Genomic DNA, 25,553 nt, shown 5'->3' on the forward strand with positions numbered 1-25,553 from the left:
GTCCCCCGGTCGAGCGGAGCCCCTGCGTCCCTCGATCCCGGAGACCCTCCGGGCCCCCACTCCTCACGACAACACCGCGGCCAGATGCCGTCCCCCCGGTCGAGCGGAGCCTCGTCGAAGCTCAGCTGAAGACCGACTTGCGCTGCAGGAGCAGCTGGTAGATCGCCTGCTGGATGGTCTCGCGCACCTGGTCGGTGAGGTTGAAGACCAGCATGGGGTCCTCGGCGGCGGCCGGACCGTAGGACGCCGTCTCGATCGGCTCGCCGAAGGCGATCAGCCACTTCGACGGCAGCGGCACCAGTCCCAGCGGGCCGAGCGCCGGGAAGGTCGGCGTCACCGGGAAGTAGGGCAGGCCCAGCAACCGGGCGAGGGTCTTGGCGTTGCCGATCATCGGGTAGGTCTCCTCCGCCCCGACGATCGCGCACGGGATGATCGGCGCCCCGGTGCGCAGTGCGGCCGTGACGAAACCCCCGCGGCCGAAGCGCTGCAGCGTGTACCGCTCGCGGAACGGCTTGCCGATCCCCTTGAAGCCCTCGGGGAACACCCCGACCAGCTCGCCGCCGGTGAGCAGTCGCTCGGCGTCCTCGTTGCAGGCCAGCGTGGAGCCGAGCTTGCGCGACAGCGAGCCGATGAAGGGCAGGTCGAAGACCAGGTCGGCGCCGAGCAGCCGCAGGCGCCGCCGGGCCGGGTGGTCGTCGTGCAGCGAGACGGTGGCCATCATCGCGTCGAGCGGCAGTGTCCCCGAGTGGTTGGCCACGACCAGGCCGCCACCGGTGTCGGGCACGTTCTCCACGCCGTGGGTCTCCACCCGGAACCAGCGGGAGAACAGCGGCCGCAACGCCGGCAGCAGCACGTGGTCGGTGAGGTCGGGGTCGAAGCCGAACTCGTCGGTGGCGTAGTCGCCGGTGACCCGTCGGCGGAGGAACTCCAGACCACCGGCGACCTGCTCCTCCCACGAGGCGGATCCCGGCGGCGGGACCCGCGGCTCCTCGTCGTCGGGCCGCAGCGGGATGACCCGGGCCTCAGGCATCGCGCACCGCCCGCAGACCGGGGGGCGGCGGCGTCGGCCGCAACCGCTCCCCCACTGAGCCGGCCGTGGCGCCGATCCGGGCGACGAGTCCCTGGGCCCGCCCGGTGAGGCCGGCGACCACCTCCGGCGGGATGACCGGGGTGACGGTGGCCGCGTAGTCGGCCAGCGCCTGCTCGGTGGTAAAGCGCGGCGTGTAGCCGAACTCCTCGCGCAGCACGGTGGTGTCCACGACCCGGCCGAAGTTGAGGAAGCGCATCTGTTCCGGGGAGTAGTCGACGTACCCGAACCGGCGGGTGAACCGGCCCAGCGAGCCCAGGGCGGGCGAGGGCAGCGGCACCTGCAGCCGGCCGAGCCGGCGGATCACCTGCGACAGCAGCAGCGTGCCCTCTCCGCCGACGTTGACGGTGCCCGCGAAGTCGCCGGTGGTGGCCCGCGTCAGCACGGCGAGGGCGTCGTCCTCGTGCAGCAGCTGCACGCGTGCGTCGTACCCCAGCGCCGTGGGGACCAGCGGCATGCGCAGGAAGGAGGTGAGCACCGAGTCGATGCGCGGGCCGATGAAGTTGGTGAACCGCAGGGCGGCCACCCCGACGTCGGGACGGCGCCGCGCGAAGGACCGCACGTAGCCCTCGATGTCGAGGCTGTCCCGGGCGAAGCCGCCGGAAGGCACCCGCCGAGCCTGCATCGCCTCGGTGAAGACGGCGGGGTCGCGGGAGGACGCGCCGTACACGGCGCTGCTCGACTTGAGCACGAGCCGGCGGACCGACGCCGCCCGCTGGCAGGCGGCCAGCAGCTGCATCGTCCCGATGACGTTGAGCTCCTTCATCGGCCCCCGCCCACCGGAGCCGGCGGGCGTGGAGCTGATGTTCATGTGCACGACCGTGTCGACCGCGGCCGTCGCGATGACCTTGCCGATCATCGGGTTGCGGATGTCGGCCCGCACGAACTCCGTGCGGCCCAGCCGGCGGAGCATCTCCGGCGACGGGGGGACGGTGTCCACCCCGATGACGCGGTCGATGGCGCGGTCACGAGCGAGCTCGGCCGCCAGCGCACCCCCGAGCCACCGGCTGACACCGGTGACCAGGACGACGGCGGGCGGCACGAGCGTCAGCTCACTTCTTGTTGCGGCGCTGGACGCGGGTCTTCTTCAGCAGCTTGCGGTGCTTCTTCTTCGCCATCCGCTTGCGGCGCTTCTTGATGACCGAACCCATGTGCATGCTCCCGACGTCGTCGCGGCGCGGCGGCCACCGTCGACCGGGAGGTCGCACCGGGCGCCGCGCGAGGTGATCAGCTCGTGTACGACGACCCGGACCGGAACCAGCCCCGGCGTCGCTCGGCGTCCGAGCGTACCCGGCGGTCCCGCGGCGACGCTGCCGCGTGGACCTGCCGGCGATCCGGACCCACCCGCAGGGGGTGGGATGGTGCAGGGACCTCCGCCTCCGTCGACGCCGGAGCGGCGACCACGGCCCGCGAGGTGGGGGACCTCGCCCCTCTCAGCCCTCGCGAGCTCGGGCCGAGCCTCCGGGCGAGGCCAGCTCGCCAACGGTGAGGGGGCGCCTTCAGGCAATGTCGGTGTAGGCGTCGCGCAGGTAGTCCTGCACGGCGCGCTCGGGGACGCGGAAGGAGCGGCCGACGCGGACGGCGGCGAGCTCACCGGCGTGCACGAGGCGGTACACCGTCATCTTGGAGACGCGCATCATGCTGGCGACCTCGGCGACCGTCAGGAAGGTGACGGCGGCGCGGGGGGCCGGGACCGGCGGGCGGCCGACGGGCATGGCGGCCGGGTGCTGCGGCGGGACGGGGCGGGCCATGGTGGCGGCCTGGATGGGCCGGCCGACGGGGCGCGGGCCGGGGACGCCCGGGCGGGCGTAGGCGGCGGCGGGAACGGTGCGCTGGGGCATGGTCATCTCTTCATCTCCGGACCTAGCACGCGTCGGGCGTCGGCTTCCCCACCGACTACGGGGCACGCACGTGCTGACACAGAGAGTAGGGGGACATGCGTGACAGAAGCGATGGAAGAAACGAACAGGGGGAACGGTCCGTCCTGGGCAGAACTACACCTATGTAGCCGTGTCGACATGTGCCCGGGCGCGTCGTAGGCGACACGTGGCCACATAGTCACGCTGAGTCGACACGTCGATGCTCTGTCGCGGTATGGTCACCGGTCCCGCGCGGCCCGGCCCAGCTCCACCGAGCGGGCGTGGGCCGCCTCGATGGCCGCGATCAGCGCCGCCCGCACGCTGTGCCGCTCCAGTTCCCGGATGGCGGCGATCGTCGTCCCGCCCGGGCTGGTGACCGCCTCGCGCAGCTGCACCGGGTGCTCGCCGGAGTCCCGCAGCATCACCGCCGAGCCCAGCGCCGTCTGCACGATGAGGTCGGCGGCGAGGTCGCGCGGCAGGCCCAGCAGGATGCCGGCGTCGACCATCGCCTCCACCAGGTAGAAGAAGTAGGCCGGCCCGCTGCCCGACAGCGCCGTCACGGCGTCCTGCTGGGTCTCGGGCACCCGGCGCACCCGCCCGACGGCAGCCAGCAGCGCCTCGGCCTCGTCCAGGTGCCCCTCGTCCGCGTGCGCACCGGCCGAGAGCACGCTCATCCCCTCGTCGACCAGCGCGGGGGTGTTGGGCATGACCCGGACGACGGGGACGCCCTCGGGCAGCGCCGCCTCGATCGTCGAGGTCGGCACCCCGGCGGCGACCGACACCACGAGGTGCCCGCCGTCCACCGAGCCCGCCAGCGACCCGAGCAGCGTGCCGATGTCCTGCGGCTTGACCGCGAGCAGCAGCACCCGCGCACGCGCAGCGGCCTCGGCCAGCCCCAGCACCGGGACGCCGTACCGGTCCGAGAGCTGGGCGGCACGCTCGGGGCTGCGCTCGCAGACGACGATCCCGCCGGACCCGCTGCGACGGACCAGGCCGGAGAGCAGCGCCTCGCCGATCTTCCCGCCGCCGATGATCGCCAGGCCGGAGCGGCCGGCCTCCCCCGCGCTCACGACCGGCCCGCCGGACGGCGGGGGGCGGCGGAGGCCGGACCCGAGCGCAGGACCACCCGCACCCGGTACCCGCCGGCCACCAGCCGGCGTTGCTGCTCGCTGCGGACCTGCCACGGCATGACGTACTCCCAGCTGTCGGGTGCTCGGTCGTTCCAGGCGGCACGCTCACCGGCGATGGCGACCAGCCGCGGGTCGGCGGTGCCGACGCCCGGGCGCCCGGCCCCGCTCATCAGCACGTTCAGGCAGCGCACGAACGCGAGGTCGGCGACCGCACCGCGCCGCCCGGACTCGGTCAACCGGACCCGGCCCCCGACCAGCGCGCGGCAGCGCTCCTCGGCCCCGGGTCCGGCGGCACGGACCAGCACGGTGACCGGCCCGGTCTCCGCCGCGAGGGCGTCCACCGCGGCAGGGGCACCGTCCAGCGCGACGTCCAGCCCGGCGTCGGCGGCGGCACGGGCCACGCCGGCCGCCGCGTCGCCCAGCCGGTGGACAGGGACGGTGAGCGCGCAATGGCCCGCCAGCCCGGCGGCGGCCACCCGGGCGACGAGGTCGCGCAGCTCGGCGGGGTCGTCCGCGGTGGGCGTGTGCTCGAGGGCGACCGCGCAGCCGGCCGCCGCGGCGTCGGCGGCGGCTGCCACCGGGTCGTCGACCCGCGGGCCGGCCCCGGAGAGGGCGTCGAGCAGGTGGCGCACCGGGGCTGTGATCTGCGCGCGCACGGGGCCGAACCTAGTGCTCGCCGGGTGTGTCCCCGCCGGGGCGGGGTAGCCGCCGTCGCATGGCTGATGAGCTGAACGGGATGAAGGTGGCCGTCCTCGCGACCGACGGCGTGGAGCAGGTCGAGCTCGACCGGCCGTGGCAGGCGCTCGAGGAGGCCGGCGCCCAGCCGGAGCTGGTGTCCTTGGCGGCCGGCGAGATCACCGCCTACGAGCACATCGACAAGGGCGAGAGCAAGAAGGTGGACGCGGTCGTCAGCTCGGCCGACCCCGACGAGTACGGCGCGCTGGTGCTGCCCGGTGGCGTGATCAACGGCGACTTCATCCGCGCCGACGCCGACGCCGTGGCCTTCGTGAAGGCCTTCTTCGAGGCGGGCAAGCCGGTGGCGGCGATCTGCCACGCCCCCTGGGTGCTGGCCGAGGCCGACGTCGTCCGCGGTCGGCGGATGACCTCCTGGCCCTCGCTGCAGACCGACCTGCGCAACGCCGGCGCCGACTGGGTCGACGAGGAGGTCGTGGTCGACGGCAACCTCGTCACCAGCCGCAAGCCCGACGACCTCGACGCGTTCGACGCCGCGATCGTCGAGCAGTTCGCCGCCGCCGCCGACCAGACCGACGACGAGGACTGAGGACGGCGGCCCCGTCCCGAGGCTCACCCCGAGCGTGCGAGGGGTGAGGAGGACGGGGCCCTCATCTGGCGGGGCAGGGGGTCCTTCGACGGAGGGTGGGAGGACGGGGTCCTGCTCCTGCGAGGCCTGCGGGAAGGGTGGTCCTCACGCCGTGGCGAGCAGGCCGGCGGCCGGCGCGATGGTCAGCATCGTCCCGGCGAAGACCAGGACCGCCACCAGCCGCACGCCGGCCGGCTCCCGGTCCTGGCGCTGCCGCCACGCGCTGACGCCGCCGACCAGCCCGGCCACCGCGACCGGGGCCAGCAGGACGGCGACGTAGGGCAGCTGCTGCCACAGCACGGTGAACAGGAAGTAGATGCCGACGCCGGCGGCAAGCGCGAGCACCAGCTCGCCGCCGAAGCGCAGCCAGGCCAGCGCGCCCTCGCGGGGCCCGAGGGCGTCCTCGAGCAGCGGCGGGTCGTCGGTCCGGACGACGGGGATCGGGCCGGTCCGCGGCCCGGGGTCGGGCGCGGCCGTCCGCACCCGCGGCGCCCGCTCGCGCACCGTCTCCTCCTGCGCGGCCCGGGCAACAGCCGGGACACCGGGCTTGCGGGAGGGCCGCAGACCGGGGATGGCCGCGGTGGAGGGGTCGGGCTGCCGGCGTCCGGCCCGCCGCTCGGGCACCGGCGGGGCGGCGTCCTCGATGCGCTCCCGGACGCGGTCCCCGGGCCGGCTGCCGCTCCGGTCGCTCGCGCGCCGGCCGAACTCCGACCGGTCGGCCACCCGCCCGGTGTCCCCCGTCCCGCGCTGGCGGACGCCGGTGTCCTCGAGCTCGTCCCCTCGACGGCGCCGGCCGCGGGTCGGCGACTCGACCCCCGCCTCGCGCAGGATGTCCGCCAGCGGACGGCCGCCGGTCTCCGGGTCGCGGCGCTCACCGTGGCTGCCGGGAGGAGTGCTCATCTGTCTTCCTCCAACGAGTCCAGTCGCCGGAGGATGACGCCCTCACGCAGCGCCCACGGGCAGATCCGGACGGACGGTACGTCCAGGGCCCGCATCGCGGCCCGCGCCACGACGGCGCCGCCGGGGATCTGGTGGGCGCGGTCGGGTGAGACGCCCTGCAGCTCGGCCAGCGCGGAGGACTCGATGCGCGCGACGAACCCGAGCAGCTGCACCAACCCCTCCTGGGTCAGCTGGCGCGGCGCGCGCAGCCCGGCGGAGTAGGGCGCCGCACCGGTCAGCCGGGCCAGCGTCCGGAACGTCTTGGAGGTCGCGGCCACCAGGTCGGGTGGCCCGTCGGAGAGCAGCTTCTTCGCCGCCGGCTCGAGCAGGTACGCGGCGTGCTCGTCGAGCGCGGCCAGGGCGCGCAGGTCCGGCCGGCCACCGTTGCGCGCCTCGGGGAGGAAGCGCCGGGTCATCCGGCCGCCCCCCAGCGGGAGCGACAGCGCGACGTCGGGGTCCTCGTCCAGGCCGCTGGCAAGCTCGAGCGACCCGCCGCCGATGTCGAGCACGAGCAGCCGGCCGGCGCTCCACCCGAACCACCGGCGGACGGCGAGGAAGGTCAGCCGCGCCTCGTCCTCGCCGCTGGTCACCTGCAGCTGCACGCCGGTCCGCTGCCGGACCCGCTCCAGGACCTCCATGCCGTTGCCGGCCTCGCGGATGGCCGAGGTGACCAGCGCCAGCACCTCGTCGCAGCCCTGCTTCTCGGCCTGCTCGCACGCCTTGCGCACGGCCTTGATCAGCGCCTTCTCGCCGTCCTTGGACAGCAGGTCGTCGTCCCCGACGTGCTCGGCGAGGCGCAGCAGCCAGCGGTCGTCGTGCTGCGGGGTCGGCTGGCCGCCGCGATGGGCGTCGACCACGAGCAGGTGCACGGTGTTCGAGCCGACGTCCAGCACCCCGAGCCTCATGCGGTCAGTCTGCATGGCCCCCTCCAGAGGCTCGCGGCGAGCGGAGCGAGGCGTCAGGGGGAGGGGGTCCTTTCACTAGGCTGGCCGGGTGCACGACGTCCCGCCCGAGGTGCCGCTCGACTTCGCGCGGGAGTGGGTGGAGTTCCCCGATCCGGCCGATCCGCACCACCTCGTCCGCGCCGACCTGACCTGGCTGTCGTCGGCCTGGACGTGCGTCTTCGGCCGCGGCTGCGCCGGCGTCGTCGAGGGCCGTCCCGACGACGGCTGCTGCAGCCACGGCGCCTTCTTCACCGACGAGGACGACCTGGCCCGGGTGACCGCCGCCGTCGCCGACCTGGCCGACGAGGACTGGCAGCTCGCGCCGGTCGGCCGCGGCGCCTGGACCGAGGACGACGACAGCGACGAGGCGACCGGCGTGCGCTCACTGCGCACCCGGCTGGTCGACGGCGCCTGCGTCTTCCTCAACCGGCCCGGTTTCCCCGGCGGCACCGGCTGTGCGCTGCACCGCATGGCGCTGCGCGAGGGTCTGCACCCGCTGCTGACCAAGCCCGACGTCTGCTGGCAGCTGCCGGTGCGCCGCGAGCAGCAGGAGGTCGAGCGCCCCGACGGCACGACGGTGCTGGTGTCGAGCATCGGCGAGTTCGACCGGCGCGGCTGGGGCCCCGGCGGGCACGACCTGCACTGGTGGTGCACCGGCTCACCGGCGGCGCACATCTCCGCCGAGCCGCTCGTGGTCACCTACGCCGGCGAGCTCACCGCGCTCCTCGGGGCGGCGGCCTACGAGGAGCTGCGCCGGCTGACCGAGGAGCGGCTGGACCGCGGACTGGTCGCCCCGCACCCGGCCAGCCCGCCGCCCGTCCCGGTGACGCTGCACCGCCGCCGTCCCTGACCCGCCCGCCGCGCGGGGGTCCGACGACACCGACCGGTCAACTCTCGCCACTACCCTTCCCCCCGACGGGACGACGAGCGGACGGCGGGGACTGTGACGGAGGAGCGCGCGACGGCGGGCCCTGCCCCGGACCGGGGCCGGCCCGACAACGCCTTCCTCGCGCTCGTCCGGATCCCGGTGTTCCGCCGGCTGTGGGCCGCGATCGCCGTCTCCAGCCTCGGCGACTGGCTGGGGCTGTTGGCCACCACGGCGATGGCCCAGCAGCTCACCCGCGGTGAGTCGCTGGCCGTGCAGGGCGCGGCGATCTCCGGCGTCATCCTCACCCGGTTGCTGCCCGACCTGCTGCTGGGCCCGCTGGCCGGGGCGCTGGCCGACCGGTTGGACCGGCGGACGACGGTCGTCGTCGGCGAGCTGCTGGCGCTGACGCTGTACCTGTCGATCGCGGTCACCTACGAGCTGACCTGGCTCTACGTCGCCCAGTTCCTCGTCGAGGCGGTCGGGCTGTTCACCAACCCGGCCAAGCAGGCGATGTGGGTGTCGATCGTGCCCCGGGAACGGCTGGCCGTCGCCAACCAGGTGTCGCTGTTCTCCGTGTACGGCGCGGTCCCCGTCGCCGCCCTGCTGTTCGCCCTGCTGTCGACGGCGAGCCGGCTCATCGGCGAGGGCGACGGCAGCGAGGCCCGGACGGCGATCGTCGTCGCCCTCGTGTTCAACGCCGGCAGTTTCGGGCTGAGCGCCGCCACCGTGCTGTTCTCCCGGCGGTTGATCCCCGGCACGCCGGTCGACCGGGACGGCGGCCAGCGCAACGTCTTCTCGCTGGTCGTGGAGGGCGTCGCCTTCCTCCGCGGGCAACCGTTCATGCGCGCTCTCTACGTCGGCGTGATCGGCGCGTTCGGCGCCGGCGGGCTCACCGTCGGCGTCGCCCAGTTGTACGTGGCCACGCTGCGCGCCGGTGCCGCCGGCTACTCGGTGGTCTTCGGCGTGGTCTTCACCGGCCTGGCCATCGGCATGCTGGCCGGCCCGCGGATCCTGCCGACGGTGCCGCGGCGCAGCGTCTTCACCCACGCCATCGGACTGGCCGGCGTCGCGCTACTGGTGATGTCGGTGCTGCGGGACTTCGTCCTGGCCACCGCGGCGGCGTTCTGCGTGGGCCTGTTCGCCGGCGTCAGCTGGATCATCGGCTACACCCTCATCGGGTTCGAGGTGGAGGACCGGCTGCGCGGCCGCGTCTTCGCCTTCGTCATCTCCTCGGTGCGCATCGTGCTGCTGCTCGCCGTGGCAGTCGGTCCCGGCCTCGCCGGGCTCCTGGGCACCCACGACGTCCGCCTCGGCGACCTGGTGCTCACCCTCACCGGCCCCGGCCTGACGCTGCTGGTCGGCGGTGTGCTCGCCCTGGGGGTCAGCGCGTACGCCACCCGGCAGGTGGTGCCGGCCCGTTCGCGCACCCGCGTCCGCGATGTACTGCGGCTGCTGTGGGGCCGCTCGGACCTGTTCTCGGCCGCGTCCCACGGGACCGGGCTGTTCGTCGTCGTCGAGGGGGCCGACCGCGAGCTCACCCGGCGCTACACCGCGGACCTGGCGCAGGTGCTGCGCGACTTCGGCTGCCCGGTCGAGGTCACCGCCGAGCCCAGCGACACCCGGCTGGGCCGGCAGGTCCGCGGCCTGCTCTTCCCGGCCCTGCCCGGCTCGGGCACCGGCTTCCCGGAGCCGGAGCCCACCGTCGACGACACCGGCCGCCCGGTCACCGTGCACACCGCCGCGCTGCTGGCCGCCGCCGACCGCGCCCAGCACGTCGCGACGGTCGTCCGCCCCGCCCTGGAGCGCAACCGGGTGGTCGTCAACACCCACTACGTGGACACCTCGATCGCCTTCCACGGCGCCGGCCAGGGCCTCGACGGCGACCGCATCTTCCGGACGTCGCTGTGGGCCACCCGCGGGCTGCTGCCCGACCTGACCGTCGTCGTCGACTCCCCCGTCACCTCGGCCCCCGCGGGTGCGGACGCCGAGGCGGTGCGGCGCGCCTTCCTCGCCCTGGCCGAGGCCGCACCCGACCGCTACGTCGTCGTCCCCGGGGAGCTGCTGGGCAGCGGCGACACGGAGGGGCTGGTCTCCCCCGTCGTCCGCCGGCGGCTGGCCACCCTCGTGGCCACGCGCTACCCGGCCGCCGAGAGCGCCGCGTCAGCCCCCCACCCCCCCACCGACGTGCCGACGGGACCGGAGACGCCGGGCGCGGCCTCTCCCGCTGCCGCGGAGCGGACCGGCCGCTCCGTAGGCTGACCACGTGACCGAGCGTGCGAGGTCACCCAGCAGCACAGCACGGTCGGCACGGGTCCGACGAGCGCCGGCGAGGAGGACACGTGACGGAGCCCGCGCGCTGGACGGCCGAGGACACCGAGGACGCCATCTGCTGCCTGTGCCGGGTGCCGGGCACGCTGGTGCACGATGTCGCCCCGTTCGGGGTGGTCCGCTGCCCGCAGTGCGAGCTGGTCTTCATCAGCCCGCGGCTGCGCCTGGAGGCGCTGCAGCAGCTCTACGACGACGTGGGCTACTTCGAGGGCGGCGTCTACGGGTCGGGGGTGTCCTCGGACGACGGCGTCCCCTCGGCGGAGGGCCGCTGGTCGCCGGCGATGCTGCTGCAGCGCACCTGGACGGCGGGCCGGCTCGCCCTGGTCGACCGCGAGCGCGGCGGCGCACCGGGCGGGCGGCTGCTCGAGGTCGGCGCCGGCTACGGCCTGTTCCTCGCCGCGGCGCGGGAGGCCGGGTGGGCGACGTCCGGCGTCGAGCTCTCCCGCACCGGCGCCAAGCACGCGCAGGACACCCTCGGGCTCGACGTCTTCTGCGGCCAGCTCGAGGACGCGCCGCTGGAGCCCGGCTTCGACGTCGTCTGCGCCTGGGACACCGCCGAGCACGTGCCCGACCCGGTGTCGTTCTGGCGGTCGGTGCGCTCGCTGGTCGCCGAGGACGGCGTCGTCGCGTTCTCGACGCCCTACGTCTCCTCGCTGCCCGCGCGACTCCTGGGCACCCGGTGGTGGACGCTCAAGCCAACCGAGCACATCTGGCACTTCACGCCGCGCACCCACGCGCTGCTGCTGGCCCGGGCCGGGCTGGCGCTCACCCGGGTGGTGCGCAGCCCGCTGGCCCCGGCCAACGCCGGGCGCCTGGACTCGCTGGTGGGCGTCGCCCGGCCCATCCCCGGCAGCTAGTCCCGGGTCCTGCCGGCCCCCTGCAGGGTCCCGCCGCGAGCCTGCGAGCGGTGGGGGGCAGGGGGCCCTCCCACTAGGCCGCCTGGTCGTCGTCCGCCGCGGCGAGCGCGGCCCGGAACGTCTGCCGGTAGGCCCGCGGGGACACCCCACGCCGGCGGGCGAACTGCTCGCGGAAGCCGGCCGCGGTGCCGAAGCCCACCAGCCGCGCGATCTCCTCGACCGGGGCGTCGCTCTGCTCCAGCAGCGCCTCGGCGGCCGCGAGGCGGCGGCCGAGCAGCCAGGCGTGCGGCGTCGTGCCGGTCGTCGCCTTGAACCGGCGGGCGAAGCTGCGCGGGCTCATGAGCGCGCGCCGGGCCAGCGCCTCGACGCTGATGTCGGCGGCGAGGTGCTGCTGCGCCCACTCCAGGACCGTGCCGAGCAGGTCGTCCTGGCACTCGGCGACGGGGGCGTCGATGAACTGCGCCTGCCCGCCGTCGCGGTGCGGCGGCACCACCATCTCGCGCGCCAGCGCGTTGGCGGCCGCGGCGCCCCACTCGCGACGCACGAGGTGCAGCAGGGTGTCGACGCCGGCCGCCGTCCCGGCACCCGTGAGGATCCGGCCGTTGTCGACGTAGAGCACCGAGGGGTCCACGTCGACGGCGGGGTAGCGGGCGGCCAGCTCGCCGGCCCACTTCCAGTGCGTGGTGACCCGCTTGCCGTCGAGCAGCCCGGCCTCGGCGAGCACGAAGGCGCCCGTGCAGTGGCTGACGATGATCGCACCCCGGTCGTGGGCCTCGCGGACGGCGTCGAGCAGCACCGGGGAGGGCACGCGGTCGAACAACTCCCACGCGGTGATCGAGACGATGTCGGAGCGGGCCAGCCGCTCCAGGCCGTGCTCCACCGTGATGGGGATGCCGGTGTCGGTGCGCATCACGCCGGGCGCCTCGCCGACCAGCGCGAAGTCGAACCGGGGCAGCCCCATGTGCTGGCGGTCGTAGCCGAAGACCTCGGCGCAGACGCCCAGCCCGAAGCTGCCGACGAGCCCGTCGGCGACGACGACGCTCACCACGAGGGGACGGTCGGCTGTCATGCCGGACAGCATGGCAGAAAAGCTGCGATAGCGGTCACTTCTGCCACTCGTGCGATGCATGGGGCGGGAGCACGCTCATCCTGTGTTGCTGATCACCTGCCCCGTGACGAGGACCGACGAGCTGGTCGCCGACCGGCGCATCCGCTCGGTGGTCAACCACCCGACCCACATCGCACTGCACGTGGAGTGCCCCTGCGGCCGCGTGCACGTGTACCGCACCGGCCGCCGGTGGGCGGCCGCGTCCCGCCCGGCCCCGGCTCGACCTGCGGCGGAGCTCACCCCGGCCTAGACTCGAACACATGAGCGAACCCACTGCGAACGACGACCGCAGCGCCGAGAAGGACCCGTCGGACTGGGTAACCGGCGACGAGCCCGCGACCGGCGCACAGAAGAGCTACCTGCACACGCTGGCGCGCGAGGCCGGCGAGGACGTGCCTGACGACATCACCAAGGCAGACGCGTCGCGCAAGATCGACGAACTGCAGGACGAGACCGGCCGGGGCCAGTAGCCCCCGGCCGGTGCGCCGGGGGCTACCTGGCCGCGGTGCCGTCGACGAGTGGGCCCCGGAGGGGTCCACGAGGAGGCGGCGGCCGGGCTCCGCTCCGCTGGGGGACGGCACCTGGCCGCGGTGTCGGCCGGTAGGCCGACCGATAGCTAAGCCTCGAGCTTGTAGCCCAGCCCCCGGACGGTCACCAGGTACTTGGGATTGGCCGGGTCCGGCTCGATCTTGGCGCGCAGCCGCTTGACGTGGACGTCGAGGGTCTTGGTGTCGCCCACGTAGTCCGCGCCCCACACCCGGTCGATCAGCTGGACCCGGGTGAGCACCCGCCCGGCGTTGCGCATGAGCAGCTCGAGCAGGTCGAACTCCTTGAGGGGCAGCGCGACCGGCTCGCCGTCCACCGAGACGACGTGCCGCTCGACGTCCATGCGCACCGGGCCGGCCTCCAGGGCCGCCTCGACCGGCGCCTCGACGTGGCCGCGGCGGCGCAGCACCGCGCGGATGCGGGCCACCAGCTCGCGGGCCGAGTAGGGCTTGGTGACGTAGTCGTCGGCGCCGAGCTCCAGGCCGACGACCTTGTCGACCTCGGCGTCCTTCGCGGTCAGCATGATGATCGGCACGCTGCTGCGGGTCCGCAGCTGGCGGCAGACCTCGGTGCCGGGCAGCCCCGGCAGCATGAGGTCGAGCAGCACGATGTCGGCGCCGCCGCGGTCGAACTCGGCCAGCGCGTCCGGCCCGGTGCCGGCCACCACCGGCTCGAACCCCTCCTTCCGCAGCATGTAGGACAGCGCGTCGGAGAAGGACTCCTCGTCCTCCACGACCAGCACTCGGGTCATGACCGTCCTTCCGTGGCGTTCCCGGCGGACGGACCGCCGGCCAGGTCGTGCTCGACCGGCGCGTCGCCGGGGGGTGTGGGGGGCGCGTCGGCCAGCGGGATCCGCAGCGTGAAGGTGGAGCCGAGGCCCTCCTCGCTCCACACGGTCACCGAGCCGCCGTGGTTGGTCGCGACATGCTTCACGATGGCCAGCCCGAGGCCCGTGCCGCCGGTGCGCGTGGCCCGGGACTGGTCGACCCGGTAGAAGCGCTCGAACACCCGCGAACGGTCCTCGCGCGGGATGCCGATGCCGCTGTCGGTCACGGTGATCTCGGCAAAGCCGGCCCGGGCCCGGGCGCCGACGGCGATCCGGGTGCGCTCGGGGCTGTAGGCGACGGCGTTGGCCAGCAGGTTGGTGACCGCCGTGGCCAGCTGCGACTCCACGCCGCGCACCACGAGTCCACGCTCTCCGCCGGAGACGATGGCGATGTGCTTGGCGGTCGCGGCCAACTTGGTGCGGTCGACCGCCTCGGCGATGACCGTGTCGACGCCGACCGGCACCAGCTCGGGCAGCGGCTCGCCACCCTGCAACCGGGACAGGTCGATGAGCTCGCGGACCAGGCGGGCCAGCCGATCGGCCTCGTGCGTCATGCGGCTGGCGAAGCGGCGCACGGTCTCCGGGTCGTCGGCGGCGTCCTCGACGGCCTCGGCGAGCAGCGACAGCGCCCCGACCGGGGTCTTCAGCTCGTGGCCGACGTTGGCGACGAAGTCCCGGCGGACCGCCTCCACCCGGCGGGCCTCGGTCACGTCCTGCAGCACCAGCGCCACCGGCCCGGGTGCGGGGCCGGAGCCGCGTTCCAGCCGGACGCCGAGCACCCCGACCTGCCGTGGGCCGCCGCGGACGACCGAGCCGGACAGCGACACCTCGGCACGGCGCCGGCCGCCGTCGCGCACCGTGCGAGCCAGCTCCAGCAGCTCGGGGACCAGCAGCCGGGTGTCGCGCACGATGCCGAGGGAGCGGGCCGCCGGGTTGGCCAGCAGGACCACGTCGTCCGCGTCGAGCAGGACGACGGCGGGGTCGATCAGGTCGAGCAGCCGGCGGGACAGCACCGCCTCGGGGGCCGCGCCGTCGGACGGGGCGGCGCGCTCGAGCTCGAGGCGGCGGGGACGCAGGACGAGGGAGGCGACCACGACGCCACCCACCACACCGACGACGAGGCCGACCAGCAGGGCGACCGACGAGCTCACGCGCCGATGCTAGGCCGCACGACGCGCCGGACACCCCCCCGTCCGGGTGACAGCGACACCTCGGACCGTGACTGTTCATGCTCCCGTGCCCGCGAGTTCACCGCCGGGGCCGGAGGAGGTGGACGGACGGTCCTACCCTCGGGGTCCAGAGACCGTCGGGGCCTCGAGCAGCGGGTACCCCGAGCGTGCGCCACGGCCAGCAGGGCCGACGAGGAGGACGACGGTGCGGCAGCACTACCACGAGGAACTCGACGACATCAACAACTGCCTCGTCGAGATGGCGAACACGGTCGGGTCGGCCATGAGCAAGGCGACGACGGCACTGCTCGACGCGGACATCGAGCTGGCGAACCTGGTGATCCAGGGTGACGACCACATCGACGCGACGCGGGAGAGCATCGAGCAGCGGTGCTTCACCCTGCTGGCCCGCCAGGCGCCGGTCGCCACGGACCTGCGCACCGTCACCGCGGCGATGCGGATCATCAGCGACCTCGAGCGCATGGGGGACCTCGCCGTCCACGTCGCCAAGCTGGCGCGGATGCGCTTCCCCGAGCACGCGGTCCCGCAGGAACTGCGGCCGATCTTCCTCGAGGCGGGGCACGTCGCCGAGAGCCTGGTGAGCCAGACGGCGGTCGTCATCGCCAAGCTCGACGTCGAGGCGGCCGTCGCACTGGAGGCGGAGGACGACCTGATGGACCAGCTGCACCGGCAGCTGTTCAGCGAGCTGCTCAGCAAGGAGTGGCCGCACGGGATGGAGGCGGCCATCGACATCACCCTGCTCGGTCGCTACTACGAGCGCTTCGCCGACCACGCGGTCAGCGTCGCCCGGCGGGTCGTCTATCTGGTCACCGGCGAGCGGGAGATGCACGCCTCCGCCGACTAGGCGTCCCACGACACGACGGTGGCCCCCTCCCCCGGCTCAGGAGGGGGCCACCGTCGTGTCGTGGGGCTACTTCTTGCCCTGGTTCCTGACCGCCTCGATCGCGGCGGCCGCGGCCTCGGGGTCGAGGTACTCGCCACCGGGCTTCGTCGGGCGCAGGTCGTCGTCCAGGTCGTAGCGCAGCGGGACGCCGGTGGGGATGTTGAGCCCCACGACCTCGTCCTCGCCCATCCCGTCGAGGTGCTTCACCAGCGCTCGCAGGCTGTTGCCGTGCGCGGCGACGAGCACGGTCAGGCCCGCGCGCAGGTCCGGCACGATCGCGTCGTACCAGTACGGCAGCATCCGGACGACGACGTCGGCCAGGCACTCGGTCTGCGGTCGGACCTCCGGCGGCAGCACCGCGTAGCGCGGGTCGCCGTCCTGGGAGTACTCGCTGCCGGCCTCGATGGGCGGCGGCGGGGTGCTGTACGACCGGCGCCAGACGGTGAACTGCTCCTCGCCGTACTCGGCGAGCGTCGCGGCCTTGTCCTTGCCCTGCAGCGCGCCGTAGTGCCGCTCGTTGAGGCGCCACGAGCGCTTGACCGGGATCCACTGCCGGTCGGCGGCGGCGAGCGCGAGCTCGGCGGTGGAGATCGCGCGCTTGAGCACCGACGTGTGCGCCACGTCGGGCAGCAGGCCCTGCTCGGCGAGGAGCTCACCGCCCCGGGCGGCCTCGCCGCGGCCCTTCTCCGACAGCGGCACGTCCACCCAGCCGGTGAACAGGTTGGCCTTGTTCCACTCGCTCTCGCCGTGGCGGAGCAGCACCAGGGTGTGCGTCACGCCGCCATCCTGCCCGACCGGTGAGGTGGTGGAACAAGGCCAACCCGCAGGGTCCCGCCGCCGGCTCCGTCCAGGGCGCCCCGGGCGTGCGAGGGGTGGGGAGGACGGAGTCCTCTCATGGCAGGGGCGGGAGGTCCCTCACCCGACGAGCAGCGGCCACAGCAGCCAGGCCTCGAACCCCACCGGCGGCAGCAGGCCGGTGAGCAGCCACGGACTGCGCACGGGGCGGTCGACGCCCCAGCGCAGCGCCGCGACGGCGGCCACGCTGCAGGCCGCACCGGCGGCCAGCCAGAGCAGGGTGCCGCGGAGGTCGACGGCGAGCAGTTGGGCGAAGGTCAGCCGCACCGCGCAGAGCAGCAGCGGGTACACCAGCGCGGTCGCGCCGAGCAGGCCCACGAGGGCCCGGACCTGCCGCTGCTGCTGCCCGGAACCCTCCTGCACCACCGCCACGCTAACCGCTGGCAGGGTCGTCAGCTCCCGGGCCGGCAGCCGGACCGGGACGACGACCGCGGCCGGGGCCTTGGCCGGCGCCGTCCCCTGGGCGGTGGGGTGCACCGCCGCCACGAACGGCGGGCGCGGCCGGGTCGCACCTCGGCGGGCGACGGTCCGGGCGCGGTCACGCCCCGTCGTCCCGGGTCCCGGCGGCACGCGACCTCCGGCCCGGGTCGACGAAGTCGGCGAAGGCCTCCAGGTTGCGCAGGGACTCCCCCCGCTTGACCCGCCACTCCCACTCCCGCCGGATCGACGTGCCGAAGCCGATCTCGAGCATCGTGTTGAAGTGGTCGTCGGCGTAGCTGAGCACCGCGCCGAGCACGCGGTCGAGCTCGTCGGCGGTGACCGCCGCGTGCGGCAGCCGGCCGGTCAGGTAGACGTCGCCGACGCTGTCGATCGAGTACGCGACGCCGTACATGCGGGCGTTGTGCTGCAGCAGGTAGGTCCACAGCTGCTCGCGGTTCTCGTCGGGCTGGCGGCAGACGAAGGCCTCCACCCGCAGCGCGTGCTCGCCGACGATCAGCCCGCAGACGGTCTTGAGCTTCTTGGTGCCGGGCAGGTCGACCAGCCAGCGGCCGGGCGCGGCGTGCTCGTGCACCAGCTGGCTGTCGCGCAGGGTCTGCTCGATGACCGCGTCGAGCTCGGCGACGGTCCGCTCGCGGCTCACCGGGCCACCTGCGCACCGAGCGCGCGCACCCCGCCCAGCGCCCAGACCGGGCGCCGCAGCAGACCGGGGGCCGCTGCCTGGACCACGGCCATCTCCTCGGCGGCGGCGGTGTACGCCGCGACCAGGCTGTCGACGGTGCGCTCCCACGAGAAGGAGGCGGCGTGCCGGCGCGCGCCGGCCGACAGCAGCTCCCGGCGGGCGAGCACCGAGCGGATGGCGGCGGCGTAGTCGGCGGGGTCGCGGCCCTCGACCAGCACCCCCGAGACACCGTCCCGGACGGCGGTGCGCAGGCCACCGACGGCAGCCGCGACCACCGGCGTCCCGCAGGCCTGCGCCTCCAGGGCGACCAGGCCGAAGGACTCGTTGTGGCTGGGGACGACGGCGACGTCGGCGGCCCGGTAGTGCTCGGCGAGCAGCTCGGCGTGCACCGGCGGCAGGAAGCGGACCAGGTCGGCCACGCCGAGCCCGGCGGCGAGCTGCTCGAGCTGGCGGGGGGCCTCCAGGCCGGTGCCGCTGGGCGCGCCGACGACGTGCACCCGCAGCCGGTCGCGCAGGCCCGGGTCGTCGGCGAGCATCCGCGCGGCCGCCTCGAGCAGCAGGTCGGGGGCCTTGAGCGGCTGGATGCGGCCGACGAAGAGCAACACGACGGCGTCCTCGGGGACGCCGAGCCGGCGGCGGGCCGCCGTCCGGTCGCTGGGGGTGAACCGGTCGAGGTCCACCCCGGGCGGGACGACGAGGGTGCGCCGCGGGTCGGCCCCGTAGTGCTCGACCAGCTGGCGGGCCTCGTCGTCGGTGTTGGCGACCAGCCGATCGGCCTCGGCGACGACCTGCTCCTCGCCGATGACGCGGGCCCGCGGCTCGGGCCGGTCGCCGGTGGCCAGCGCGGCGTTCTTCACCTTGGCGAGGGTGTGCGCGGTGTGGATGAGCGGCACGCTCCACCGGTCGCGGGCCAGCCAGCCGACCTGGCCGGAGAGCCAGTAGTGCGAGTGGACGACGTCGTAGTGGCCCGGCTCGTGCTGCGCCTCCTCGCGCAGCACGGCCGCGGTGAAGGCGCACAGCTGCGCGGGCAGCTCCTCCTTGCCCAGGCCCTCGAACGGGCCGGCGCTGACGTGCCGCACGGTGACCCCGGGGCTCATCTCGACCACGGGCGGGAGGTCGCTGGAGGTGGCGCGGGTGAAGACGTCGACGGCGATGCCGCGGTCGGCCAGCCGCCGGGAGACCTCGACGACGTAGACGTTCATGCCGCCCGCGTCGCCGGCGCCGGGCTGGTCGAGCGGGCTGGTGTGCACCGAGAGGGTGGCCACGCGCCGGGGCGCGGCGGGGCGCGGACGGCGTCGAGCAGCCACGCCTGACCTCCCGCCTCGCTCCAGGGCGCCGGGAGGCACCCGCTCGACATCGCAGTCTGCAACAGCGCCAGGATGAGTCTCATGCCCGGCCCCTCCCCCCATCCTGCATCCGCTCCCCGCGAGCTGCCCGGCGCGGGCCGGACCGCCGTCGTCACCGGCGCCTCCAGCGGCATCGGCGCGGCCACCGCCCGGCGGCTGATGGCCGAGGGCTTCGACGTCGTGCTCGGCGCCCGGCGGATGGACCGGCTGACCGAGCTGGCCGCCGCCATCGGCGCCCGCGCGCTGCCCCTGGACCTCACCGACCCCGACTCGGTGGCCGGGTTCGCCGGCGCCCTGGACCGGGTCGACGTGCTGGTCAACAACGCCGGCGGCGCGTTCGACGCCCTGCCCGTGGCCGAGGCGGACCTGGACTCGTGGGCGCGCACCTGGGAGGTCAACGTGCTGGGCACCGTCCGGCTGACGAGGGCGCTGCTGCCGGCGCTGATCGCCTCGGGCGCCGGCGACCTGCTGTTCGTGGGCTCGACCGCCGGGCTAGTCAGCTACGAGGGTGGCGCCTCCTACACGGCGGCCAAGCACGCGGTGCACACGCTGGCCGAGACGCTGCGCCTGGAGCTGGTGTACGACCCGGTCCGGGTGATCGAGATCGCGCCCGGGATGGTGCGGACCGAGGAGTTCGCGCTCAACCGGGTCGGCGACCCGGCGAAGGCCGACGCCGTCTACCGCGGGGTGCGCGAGCCGCTGCTCGCCGAGGACGTCGCCGACTGCATCGCCTGGACGCTGACCCGCCCGCACCACGTCAACGTCGACCTGCTCGTCGTCCGCCCGCGGGCGCAGGCCGCCCAGCACAAGGTCGCCCGCGAGTAGGAGGACCTCCTGCCGCCCTGGAAGGGCCCCCTCGCCCCCCGCCACTCGCAAGCTCGCGACGGGCCCCTGCGAGGGGGCCGTCCGGGCTCGCGGCGGGACACTGCAGGGGCCGGCGGAGCCCGGGACGGGACCGCCGGCCCCGGGGTGGCTGGCAGCACCGGCCCACCCGCTCCTACGGTCGGCCGGTGCTGATCCGCGAGGCGACCGACGGGGACTGGCCCGCCCTCCACCCGGTCTTCCGGTCCGTGGTCGACGCCGGGCGGACCTACGCCTACCCGGAGGGGCTCTACCTGGCGGACGCGCGGCCGCTCTGGATGGAGCAGCCGCCGGGGCGGACGGTGGTCGCGGTCGACGGGAACACGGTGCTCGGCAGCGCCAAGATGGGCCCGAACCGGCCGGGTCGCGGCTCGCACGTCGCGACCGCGAGCTTCCTGGTCGACCCGGCCGTGCAGGGGCGCGGGGTGGGGCGTGCGCTCGGCGAGCACGTGGTCGGCTGGGCCCGCGACGCCGGCTACCGCGGCATCCAGTTCAACGCCGTCGTCGAGACCAACACCCCCGCCGTCTCGCTGTGGCGGTCACTCGGCTTCGTCGTCGTCGGCACGGTGCCCGGCGCGTTCCGCCACCCCGAGCACGGCTACGTCGGCCTGCATGTGATGTACCTCGACCTGACCTGAGCACCCAGGACGGCAGCCGGCCGCGGTGTCGTGAGGAGCGGGGGCCCGGAGGGTCCCCCGACGAACGACGGTCGGGGCTCAGCGCCTGTCGGGGACGGCAGCTGGCCGCGGTGTCGCCCGGCAGGGCGACGGTGTGATCGTCGTCGGCTCGCGCTCCATGGTGACGCCGAACCGCTCCTGCACAGCGGCGATGATCTTCTCGGAGAAGGCGAGCAGCTCCTCGGCGGTCGCGCCGGGCTCGGTGGTCAGCGCGAGGCTGTGGCGGGGGGAGGTCCCCACGCGCCCGTGCCGCGTGCCGCGCCCGAAGCCGGCGTGCTGCACCAGCCAGGCGGCGCTGAGCTTGACCGTGCCGTCGCCGGCGGGCCAGCTCGGGCAGCCCTCGACCGCCTGCCGCACCGGGACGACCGGGTTGGTGAAGAACGACCCCGCGCTGCGGCTGGTGGGGTCGGCGAGGTCCCAGACCATGCCCTTGCTGCGGCGCAGCTCCAGCACCGCCGCGCGCACGTCGGCCAGCGGGGCGCGCTCCCCCAGCTCGACGCCGAGGGTGCGCGCCAGCTCCGCGTAGCCCACCGGCCGGGACAGCTCCCCGGGCTCCAGCTCGAAGGACACGGTGAGGACGACGAACCGGCCGGGCTCGCGCTTGAGCCGGCTGTCCCGGTAGGCGAACCCGCAGTCCGCCGCGGCGAGCACCTGCTCGGCCGACCGCGCGCGGTCCCAGACGCGGACGGCGGTGACGACCTGGCCGACCTCCTGGCCGTAGGCGCCGACGTTCTGCACCGGCGTCGCCCCGGTCGAGCCCGGGATGCCCGACATCGCCTCCATGCCGGCCAGCCGCTGCTCGACGGTGTACGCGACGAGGTCGTCCCAGGGCTCGCCGGCCTGCACGACCAGCCGGCCACCGTCCCGCTCGACGCCGCGACTGCGGACTACGACCACGTCACCGGGCCACCCGCCGTCCGGGGCGATCAGGTTCGAGCCGCCGCCGAGGACCAGCAGCGGCCGCCCGCCCGCGTCGGCGTCGCGGACCGCGGCGACCAGCTCGTCGGCGTCGGTGACCTCGACCAGCCGGTCGATGGGGCCTCCCACGCCGAGGGTCGTCAGCTCCGCGAGGCGGGCGTTCCGTCGGACCTGCACGGCACTACGCTAGCCGCGACTACGCTCTGGACCGTGAAAGGACCCCGTCCTGCCCACCCCTCGGAGAAGGACCCCGTCCCCCTCACCACTCGCAAGCTCGCGGTGAGCCTCTGAACGGGGCCGGCGGGACCGGGGACGGGGCCGCGGCAGGTGAGCACAAGGACCGCGCCAGCCTCCCGAGGAAGACCGACCCGCGGCTGGCCGCCGGACGGGCCCGCGCCCTGGGGCTGCCGACCCGCGGCACCACCAACGCCAACCGGCTGCGCCGCGTCGACCGCTGGCTGCTGGCCACGCAGGTGCCCCGGCTGCGCGACGCCGCCCGGCCGCTCGTGGTCGACCTGGGCTACGGCTCGTCGGCGGTCACCACGCTGGAGCTGGCCGACCGGCTGGGCCCGGAGGTGCACGGCCTCGAGGTGGTCGGCCTGGAGATCGACCCCGACCGGGTGGCCGCCGTCGCCGCCGACCGGGACCCGCCACGGGTCGACTTCCGGGTGGGCGGCTTCGAACTCGCCGGGCTGCGGCCGGTGCTGGTGCGGGCGTTCAACGTGCTGCGTCAGTACGACGAGGAGTCCGCCGCCCGGGCGTGGGAGACGATGTGCGCCGGCCTGGGCCCCGGCGGGCTGCTCGTGGAGGGCACCTGCGACGAGTGGGGACGGCGCTCGGCGTGGGTCGCCCTGGACGCCGACGGGCCGCTGACCCTGACCCTGGCGGCGCGCGTCTCGGACCTCGACCGGCCCTCCGACCTGGCCGAGCGGCTGCCGAAGGCGCTCATCCACCGCAACGTGCCGGGCCAGCCGGTGCACGAGTTCCTCCGCGCCCTGGACGTCGCGTGGGCCACGGCGGCGGGGCTGTCGACCTTCGGTCCGCGGCAGCGCTGGGCTGCCGCCGTCGAGTCGCTCGCCGAGCAGGGCTGGCCGTTCGTCGGCTCCAGCCGCCGCTGGCGCCACGGCGAGGTCACCGTGCGCTGGCCGGCCGTCGCCCCGGCCTGAGCACGGTCGCTCCCGGGGCCCGTCGCACGCGCCCCGGTGCTGTGAGGTAGAACACACGAGACTGACCTGCCGGTCCTCCCCGCGGCCCCGCCGAGGGCCGAACGGGGTGTCTGGGAGCAGGGGCGCGAGGGGTACCGATCCGCTACGGTCCGCACATGCGGGGCAACGGAGCCGGACTGCGGAGATAGGACTGCGGCACCACCATGCACCTGCTGATCTCCGGTGCCGCTCCATGACGCCCGCGCGGGCGTCGGCCGAGTGGCCGCGGCGGCTGGAGTCCGTCCTCGCCGACCCGTCGCGGCTGCGACTGCTGTTCCAGCCGATCGTCGACCTGCAGCGCGGCGTCGTCGCCGGCTACGAGACCCTGGCACGCTTCTCCGAGCCCGACGGGCGGCCGAGCCGGGTGTCCCCCGACCGGTGGTTCGCCGCTGCCGGCGTCCAGGGCGTCGGTGCGCGCCTGGAGGGCATGGTCGTCCGGCGTTGCCTGGACCTGTTGCCCACGGTGCCGCCCAACTGCTTCCTCACCGTCAACGTCAGCCCCCACCTGCTCACCGAACCCGAGCTGGCCGACGCCCTGCTGGCCGTCCCGGACCTCGCCCCGCTGGTCATCGAGCTGACCGAGCACCAGGACGTGACCCACCTGGACCCGCTCATCGAGCTGCGCGAGCGGCTGCGCAGCCGGGGCGCGCTCCTAGCGGTGGACGACGCCGGGTCCGGCTACTCCGGCCTGCAGCAGATCGCCGCCATCAAGCCGCAGCTGGTCAAGCTGGACCGCGCGATCGTGGCCGGGGTGGACGGCGACGAGGTCAAGCTGGCGCTCACCGAGCTGCTCGGCGAGTTCGCCGGCCGGATCGACGCATGGCTGCTGGCCGAGGGGATCGAGGCCTGGGGCGAGGTGGAGGCTCTGCTGCGCCTGGGTGTACCCCTCGGCCAGGGCTGGCTCTTCGGCCGGCCCGGTCCCGCGTGGCCCCGGCTCGACCCGGGGGTGGCCGCGCCGCTGCGGTTCCGGTCGGCGCGGGCGCACATGGTCGAGCACGTCGCCAGCCTGGTCGAGCAGGTGCCCGTCGAGGGCGGGCCGTCGGGGGGCGCCGTGCCCGGTGGCGAACCGGGACTGCGCGTCGACACCCTGGGCCGCCCCCTGGCGCTGCTGCTGCCGCACCGCCGGGGTGACGACGGGCCCGGCCACCGGATCGCCCCGGTGAGCCTGCGCGTCCCCGCGCTGGCGGGGGTCCGGGAGGTGGCCCGGCGCGCCGCGGCGCGCCCCGAGCACTCCCGCTTCGACCCGATCGTGTGCGTCGACGACGTCGGGGTGGCGATCGGCGTCGTCCGCATGGAGCGGCTCCTGCTCCGGCTCGCCGCCGACGACTAGGTCGGGGAGCCCGCGCCCGTCGGGACCGGCGTGGGACCGGGGTGGGCCCGGCCCTCTCCGGGGCGGTCGCCGCGGCGAAGGGAGCGGCGAGCATCATCGACCCGTACCGCCACCGATCCACTGGGGGAAGTCGTGAAGCAGTTCTCGTGTGGTGACGTCGTGCCCACGTGCACCCGCACCTTCGTCGCGCCCACCGACGAGGAGGTCCTGGCCGCCGTCGCCGAGCACGCCCGCGCCGAGCACGGCTTCACCGAGATCCCCCGGCACCTCGTGGACCAGGTCCGGCAGCGCATCCGCAGCGACGACTGACGGGGCGTACCGGGCCTGCCGCTGTCTGGCAGGTCCGGCGCCGGGTCCACCACTCCCCCGGGCGCGACCTGGCCGACCTCGATCCCGCTCGTCACCGCGCCGACCTGCCTCCGGGTCACCTGAGCGTGCCGGGCACGATGGCTGCCGATGAGGCGTCGCACGCAGGCCGGACCCGTCGTCCCGCCCGGTCCCGTACCCGTCGACGGCGGCACCGCCGAGCTGCTCGGGGACGCCGACCGCGACGGCTCGTGGGTCCTGCTGGTCGACGGGACGCCGCAGTCGCACGTCGACCTCGAGGACCCCACCCACCTGGAGTTCGAGTACGTGCGCCGGATGGGCCACGTGCTCGACCTCGCCGCCGGGAAGGGCCGGCCGATCGACGTCGTCCACCTGGGTGGCGGTGCGCTGACCCTGCCGCGCTACGTCGCCGCGACCCGCCCCGGGTCGCGGCAGCGGGTGGTCGAGCTCGACCGGCCGCTCACCGAGCTGGTCCGCGCCCACCTGCCCCTGCCGCGGGACGCCCGCGTCCGGGTGCGGGCCGCCGATGCGCGCCAGGGCCTGGCGGCCCTGCCGTCCGCGAGCGCCGACGTCGTGGTCAGCGACGTCTTCGCCGGCGCGCGCACGCCGGCGCACCTGACCAGCGTCGAGTACGCGCAGCAGGCGCACCGGGTGCTGCGCCCCGGCGGCTCGCTCGTCGTGAACGTCGCCGACGGCCCGCCGCTGCGCTTCGCCCGGACCCAGGTGGCCACGCTGCGCGCGGTCTTCCCGCACGTCTGCCTGCTGGCCGAGCCCGGCACGCTGCGCGGCCGCCGGTTCGGCAACCTCGTGGCGGTGGCCTCGGACGCCGAGCTGCCGGTATCGGCGCTGGTCCGCCGCTGCGCCGCCGACCCGATGCCGAGCCGGGTGGTCGAGGGTGCCGACCTGGACCGCTTCGCCGGCCGGGCCCGGCCGGTGCACGACGCCGACGCGGTCGCCTCGCCCGAGCCCCCCGAGGGCGTCTTTACCCGCTGAGCGGCGGCACCGCGGAGAGCCCCCACCAGCCCGGT

Annotated in this window: 29 protein-coding genes; 13 read left to right on the forward strand and 16 right to left on the reverse strand. The window is 75.1% G+C overall.

Annotated elements, in window-relative coordinates:
• Window positions 1-121: 121 nt before the first annotated feature.
• The 6 genes from BLW63_RS13615 to BLW63_RS13640 all read right to left on the reverse strand — a co-directional run bounded on the left by BLW63_RS13615 (window position 122) and on the right by BLW63_RS13640 (window position 4,732).
• The gene (locus BLW63_RS13615; RefSeq protein ID WP_091156973.1) at window positions 122-1,030 is read right to left on the reverse strand and encodes a lysophospholipid acyltransferase family protein; all 909 of its coding nucleotides are present in this window, start codon (window positions 1,028-1,030) and stop codon (window positions 122-124) included.
• Window positions 1,023-2,129, reverse strand: a complete 1,107-nt coding sequence (locus BLW63_RS13620) for an NAD-dependent epimerase/dehydratase family protein (protein WP_091156976.1) — start codon at window positions 2,127-2,129, stop codon at window positions 1,023-1,025. Before BLW63_RS13620 ends, BLW63_RS13615 begins: the two co-directional genes overlap by 8 nt.
• Window positions 2,130-2,139: 10 nt before the next feature.
• Window positions 2,140-2,238 (reverse strand): 30S ribosomal protein bS22, encoded by a 99-nt coding sequence (locus BLW63_RS13625; RefSeq protein ID WP_012854759.1) that lies wholly within the window; start codon window positions 2,236-2,238, stop codon window positions 2,140-2,142.
• A 348-nt stretch (window positions 2,239-2,586) separates the two neighbouring features.
• Complete coding sequence (locus tag BLW63_RS27980) at window positions 2,587-2,934, reverse strand: helix-turn-helix domain-containing protein (protein WP_244522555.1); 348 nt, start codon at window positions 2,932-2,934, stop codon at window positions 2,587-2,589.
• Between the two features lie 251 nt (window positions 2,935-3,185).
• On the reverse strand, window positions 3,186-4,016 hold the full coding sequence (gene proC / locus BLW63_RS13635) for a pyrroline-5-carboxylate reductase (RefSeq protein WP_091156980.1): 831 nt from the start codon (window positions 4,014-4,016) through the stop codon (window positions 3,186-3,188).
• Window positions 4,013-4,732: a hypothetical protein gene (locus tag BLW63_RS13640; RefSeq protein WP_091156983.1), complete on the reverse strand. Its 720-nt coding sequence runs from the start codon at window positions 4,730-4,732 to the stop codon at window positions 4,013-4,015. Before BLW63_RS13640 ends, proC begins: the two co-directional genes overlap by 4 nt.
• Before the next feature lie 59 nt (window positions 4,733-4,791).
• Between BLW63_RS13640 and BLW63_RS13645 the strand changes: the two genes are divergently transcribed.
• Window positions 4,792-5,358 carry a type 1 glutamine amidotransferase domain-containing protein gene (locus BLW63_RS13645; RefSeq protein WP_091156987.1) on the forward strand — a complete coding sequence of 189 codons (567 nt, stop codon included), beginning with the start codon at window positions 4,792-4,794 and terminating at the stop codon, window positions 5,356-5,358.
• Between the two features lie 144 nt (window positions 5,359-5,502).
• Here the strand turns inward: BLW63_RS13645 and BLW63_RS13650 are convergent, their stop codons facing one another.
• Together BLW63_RS13650 and BLW63_RS13655 are read right to left on the reverse strand one after the other, a co-directional pair.
• Entirely contained in the window at window positions 5,503-6,297 is a 795-nt protein-coding gene (locus BLW63_RS13650) for a hypothetical protein (RefSeq protein ID WP_091156990.1), read from the reverse strand.
• A complete protein-coding gene (locus tag BLW63_RS13655; RefSeq protein WP_170856757.1) occupies window positions 6,294-7,241 on the reverse strand; it encodes a Ppx/GppA family phosphatase in 948 nt (315 codons plus the stop codon). The genes BLW63_RS13650 and BLW63_RS13655 overlap by 4 nt, the downstream gene beginning before the upstream one ends.
• Window positions 7,242-7,329: 88 nt before the next feature.
• Here BLW63_RS13655 and BLW63_RS13660 point away from each other — a divergent pair, with 88 nt between their 5' ends.
• The 3 genes from BLW63_RS13660 to BLW63_RS13670 all read left to right on the forward strand — a co-directional run bounded on the left by BLW63_RS13660 (window position 7,330) and on the right by BLW63_RS13670 (window position 11,333).
• Window positions 7,330-8,130, forward strand: a complete 801-nt coding sequence (locus BLW63_RS13660; RefSeq protein WP_091156997.1) for a DUF3109 family protein — start codon at window positions 7,330-7,332, stop codon at window positions 8,128-8,130.
• Window positions 8,131-8,223: 93 nt separating this feature from the next.
• A complete protein-coding gene (locus BLW63_RS13665; RefSeq protein WP_091157001.1) occupies window positions 8,224-10,407 on the forward strand; it encodes a bifunctional MFS transporter/dTMP kinase in 2,184 nt (727 codons plus the stop codon).
• A gap of 80 nt (window positions 10,408-10,487) precedes the next feature.
• Entirely contained in the window at window positions 10,488-11,333 is an 846-nt protein-coding gene (locus tag BLW63_RS13670; RefSeq protein ID WP_091157003.1) for a class I SAM-dependent methyltransferase, read from the forward strand.
• Window positions 11,334-11,406: 73 nt separating this feature from the next.
• On the opposite strand, the gene BLW63_RS13675 is transcribed toward BLW63_RS13670, so the two are convergent.
• Complete coding sequence (locus BLW63_RS13675) at window positions 11,407-12,402, reverse strand: helix-turn-helix domain-containing protein (RefSeq protein WP_244522556.1); 996 nt, start codon at window positions 12,400-12,402, stop codon at window positions 11,407-11,409.
• Window positions 12,403-12,505: 103 nt separating this feature from the next.
• Between BLW63_RS13675 and BLW63_RS13680 the strand changes: the two genes are divergently transcribed.
• Together BLW63_RS13680 and BLW63_RS13685 are read left to right on the forward strand one after the other, a co-directional pair.
• Window positions 12,506-12,691, forward strand: coding sequence for a hypothetical protein (locus BLW63_RS13680; RefSeq protein ID WP_244522557.1), 186 nt, complete (start codon window positions 12,506-12,508; stop codon window positions 12,689-12,691).
• Window positions 12,692-12,701: 10 nt separating this feature from the next.
• Window positions 12,702-12,911, forward strand: a complete 210-nt coding sequence (locus BLW63_RS13685; RefSeq protein WP_091157013.1) for a DUF3072 domain-containing protein — start codon at window positions 12,702-12,704, stop codon at window positions 12,909-12,911.
• Window positions 12,912-13,057: 146 nt separating this feature from the next.
• Here BLW63_RS13685 and BLW63_RS13690 read toward each other — a convergent pair whose 3' ends face one another.
• Both BLW63_RS13690 and BLW63_RS13695 read right to left on the reverse strand, forming a co-directional pair.
• Window positions 13,058-13,738, reverse strand: coding sequence for a response regulator transcription factor (locus BLW63_RS13690; protein WP_091157016.1), 681 nt, complete (start codon window positions 13,736-13,738; stop codon window positions 13,058-13,060).
• Window positions 13,735-14,964: a sensor histidine kinase gene (locus BLW63_RS13695; protein ID WP_091157019.1), complete on the reverse strand. Its 1,230-nt coding sequence runs from the start codon at window positions 14,962-14,964 to the stop codon at window positions 13,735-13,737. The genes BLW63_RS13690 and BLW63_RS13695 overlap by 4 nt, the downstream gene beginning before the upstream one ends.
• Before the next feature lie 223 nt (window positions 14,965-15,187).
• Between BLW63_RS13695 and phoU the strand changes: the two genes are divergently transcribed.
• Window positions 15,188-15,847, forward strand: coding sequence for a phosphate signaling complex protein PhoU (gene phoU / locus BLW63_RS13700; protein ID WP_091157023.1), 660 nt, complete (start codon window positions 15,188-15,190; stop codon window positions 15,845-15,847).
• A 66-nt stretch (window positions 15,848-15,913) separates the two neighbouring features.
• Here phoU and BLW63_RS13705 read toward each other — a convergent pair whose 3' ends face one another.
• The 4 genes from BLW63_RS13705 to mshA all read right to left on the reverse strand — a co-directional run bounded on the left by BLW63_RS13705 (window position 15,914) and on the right by mshA (window position 19,168).
• Window positions 15,914-16,663, reverse strand: a complete 750-nt coding sequence (locus BLW63_RS13705; RefSeq protein WP_091157026.1) for a phosphoglyceromutase — start codon at window positions 16,661-16,663, stop codon at window positions 15,914-15,916.
• Between the two features lie 138 nt (window positions 16,664-16,801).
• Window positions 16,802-17,311, reverse strand: coding sequence for a hypothetical protein (locus BLW63_RS13710; protein ID WP_091157030.1), 510 nt, complete (start codon window positions 17,309-17,311; stop codon window positions 16,802-16,804).
• Window positions 17,280-17,822 (reverse strand): type III secretion system chaperone family protein, encoded by a 543-nt coding sequence (locus BLW63_RS13715; protein ID WP_170856758.1) that lies wholly within the window; start codon window positions 17,820-17,822, stop codon window positions 17,280-17,282. The genes BLW63_RS13710 and BLW63_RS13715 overlap by 32 nt, the downstream gene beginning before the upstream one ends.
• Complete coding sequence (gene mshA / locus BLW63_RS13720; protein WP_091157035.1) at window positions 17,819-19,168, reverse strand: D-inositol-3-phosphate glycosyltransferase; 1,350 nt, start codon at window positions 19,166-19,168, stop codon at window positions 17,819-17,821. Before mshA ends, BLW63_RS13715 begins: the two co-directional genes overlap by 4 nt.
• 81 nt (window positions 19,169-19,249) lie before the next feature.
• Between mshA and BLW63_RS13725 the strand changes: the two genes are divergently transcribed.
• Together BLW63_RS13725 and BLW63_RS13730 are read left to right on the forward strand one after the other, a co-directional pair.
• On the forward strand, window positions 19,250-20,032 hold the full coding sequence (locus BLW63_RS13725) for an SDR family oxidoreductase (RefSeq protein ID WP_091157037.1): 783 nt from the start codon (window positions 19,250-19,252) through the stop codon (window positions 20,030-20,032).
• Window positions 20,033-20,217: 185 nt separating this feature from the next.
• Window positions 20,218-20,706: a GNAT family N-acetyltransferase gene (locus tag BLW63_RS13730; RefSeq protein WP_091157042.1), complete on the forward strand. Its 489-nt coding sequence runs from the start codon at window positions 20,218-20,220 to the stop codon at window positions 20,704-20,706.
• Window positions 20,707-20,784: 78 nt separating this feature from the next.
• Here the strand turns inward: BLW63_RS13730 and BLW63_RS13735 are convergent, their stop codons facing one another.
• A complete protein-coding gene (locus tag BLW63_RS13735; RefSeq protein WP_091157046.1) occupies window positions 20,785-21,840 on the reverse strand; it encodes a UDP-N-acetylmuramate dehydrogenase in 1,056 nt (351 codons plus the stop codon).
• Between the two features lie 296 nt (window positions 21,841-22,136).
• On the opposite strand from BLW63_RS13735, the gene BLW63_RS13740 reads away from it, so the two are divergent.
• The 4 genes from BLW63_RS13740 to BLW63_RS13755 all read left to right on the forward strand — a co-directional run bounded on the left by BLW63_RS13740 (window position 22,137) and on the right by BLW63_RS13755 (window position 25,518).
• Window positions 22,137-22,829, forward strand: a complete 693-nt coding sequence (locus tag BLW63_RS13740) for a class I SAM-dependent methyltransferase (RefSeq protein ID WP_244522558.1) — start codon at window positions 22,137-22,139, stop codon at window positions 22,827-22,829.
• A 232-nt stretch (window positions 22,830-23,061) separates the two neighbouring features.
• Complete coding sequence (locus BLW63_RS13745; protein ID WP_091157051.1) at window positions 23,062-24,198, forward strand: EAL domain-containing protein; 1,137 nt, start codon at window positions 23,062-23,064, stop codon at window positions 24,196-24,198.
• 132 nt (window positions 24,199-24,330) lie between these two features.
• Window positions 24,331-24,507, forward strand: coding sequence for a DUF1059 domain-containing protein (locus BLW63_RS13750; RefSeq protein ID WP_091157053.1), 177 nt, complete (start codon window positions 24,331-24,333; stop codon window positions 24,505-24,507).
• Window positions 24,508-24,654: 147 nt separating this feature from the next.
• The gene (locus BLW63_RS13755; protein ID WP_091157055.1) at window positions 24,655-25,518 is read left to right on the forward strand and encodes a spermidine synthase; all 864 of its coding nucleotides are present in this window, start codon (window positions 24,655-24,657) and stop codon (window positions 25,516-25,518) included.
• Window positions 25,519-25,553: the final 35 nt, after the last annotated feature.

This window comes from Geodermatophilus africanus (assembly GCF_900107105.1).
GTDB classification, from domain to species: Bacteria; Actinomycetota; Actinomycetes; order Mycobacteriales; family Geodermatophilaceae; genus Geodermatophilus; species Geodermatophilus africanus.

Coding starts and splice junctions, on each gene's coding strand:
- BLW63_RS13615 (WP_091156973.1), bottom strand. CDS start 1,030: ATGCCTGAGGCCCGGGTCATCCCGCTGCGGCCCGACGACGAGGAGCCG.
- BLW63_RS13645 (WP_091156987.1), top strand. CDS start 4,792: ATGGCTGATGAGCTGAACGGGATGAAGGTGGCCGTCCTCGCGACCGAC.
- BLW63_RS13655 (WP_170856757.1), bottom strand. CDS start 7,241: ATGAGGCTCGGGGTGCTGGACGTCGGCTCGAACACCGTGCACCTGCTC.
- BLW63_RS13650 (WP_091156990.1), bottom strand. CDS start 6,297: ATGAGCACTCCTCCCGGCAGCCACGGTGAGCGCCGCGACCCGGAGACC.
- BLW63_RS13745 (WP_091157051.1), top strand. CDS start 23,062: ATGACGCCCGCGCGGGCGTCGGCCGAGTGGCCGCGGCGGCTGGAGTCC.
- BLW63_RS13625 (WP_012854759.1), bottom strand. CDS start 2,238: ATGGGTTCGGTCATCAAGAAGCGCCGCAAGCGGATGGCGAAGAAGAAG.
- BLW63_RS13725 (WP_091157037.1), top strand. CDS start 19,250: ATGCCCGGCCCCTCCCCCCATCCTGCATCCGCTCCCCGCGAGCTGCCC.
- BLW63_RS13690 (WP_091157016.1), bottom strand. CDS start 13,738: ATGACCCGAGTGCTGGTCGTGGAGGACGAGGAGTCCTTCTCCGACGCG.
- BLW63_RS13675 (WP_244522556.1), bottom strand. CDS start 12,402: ATGACAGCCGACCGTCCCCTCGTGGTGAGCGTCGTCGTCGCCGACGGG.
- BLW63_RS13755 (WP_091157055.1), top strand. CDS start 24,655: ATGAGGCGTCGCACGCAGGCCGGACCCGTCGTCCCGCCCGGTCCCGTA.
- BLW63_RS13685 (WP_091157013.1), top strand. CDS start 12,702: ATGAGCGAACCCACTGCGAACGACGACCGCAGCGCCGAGAAGGACCCG.
- BLW63_RS27980 (WP_244522555.1), bottom strand. CDS start 2,934: ATGACCATGCCCCAGCGCACCGTTCCCGCCGCCGCCTACGCCCGCCCG.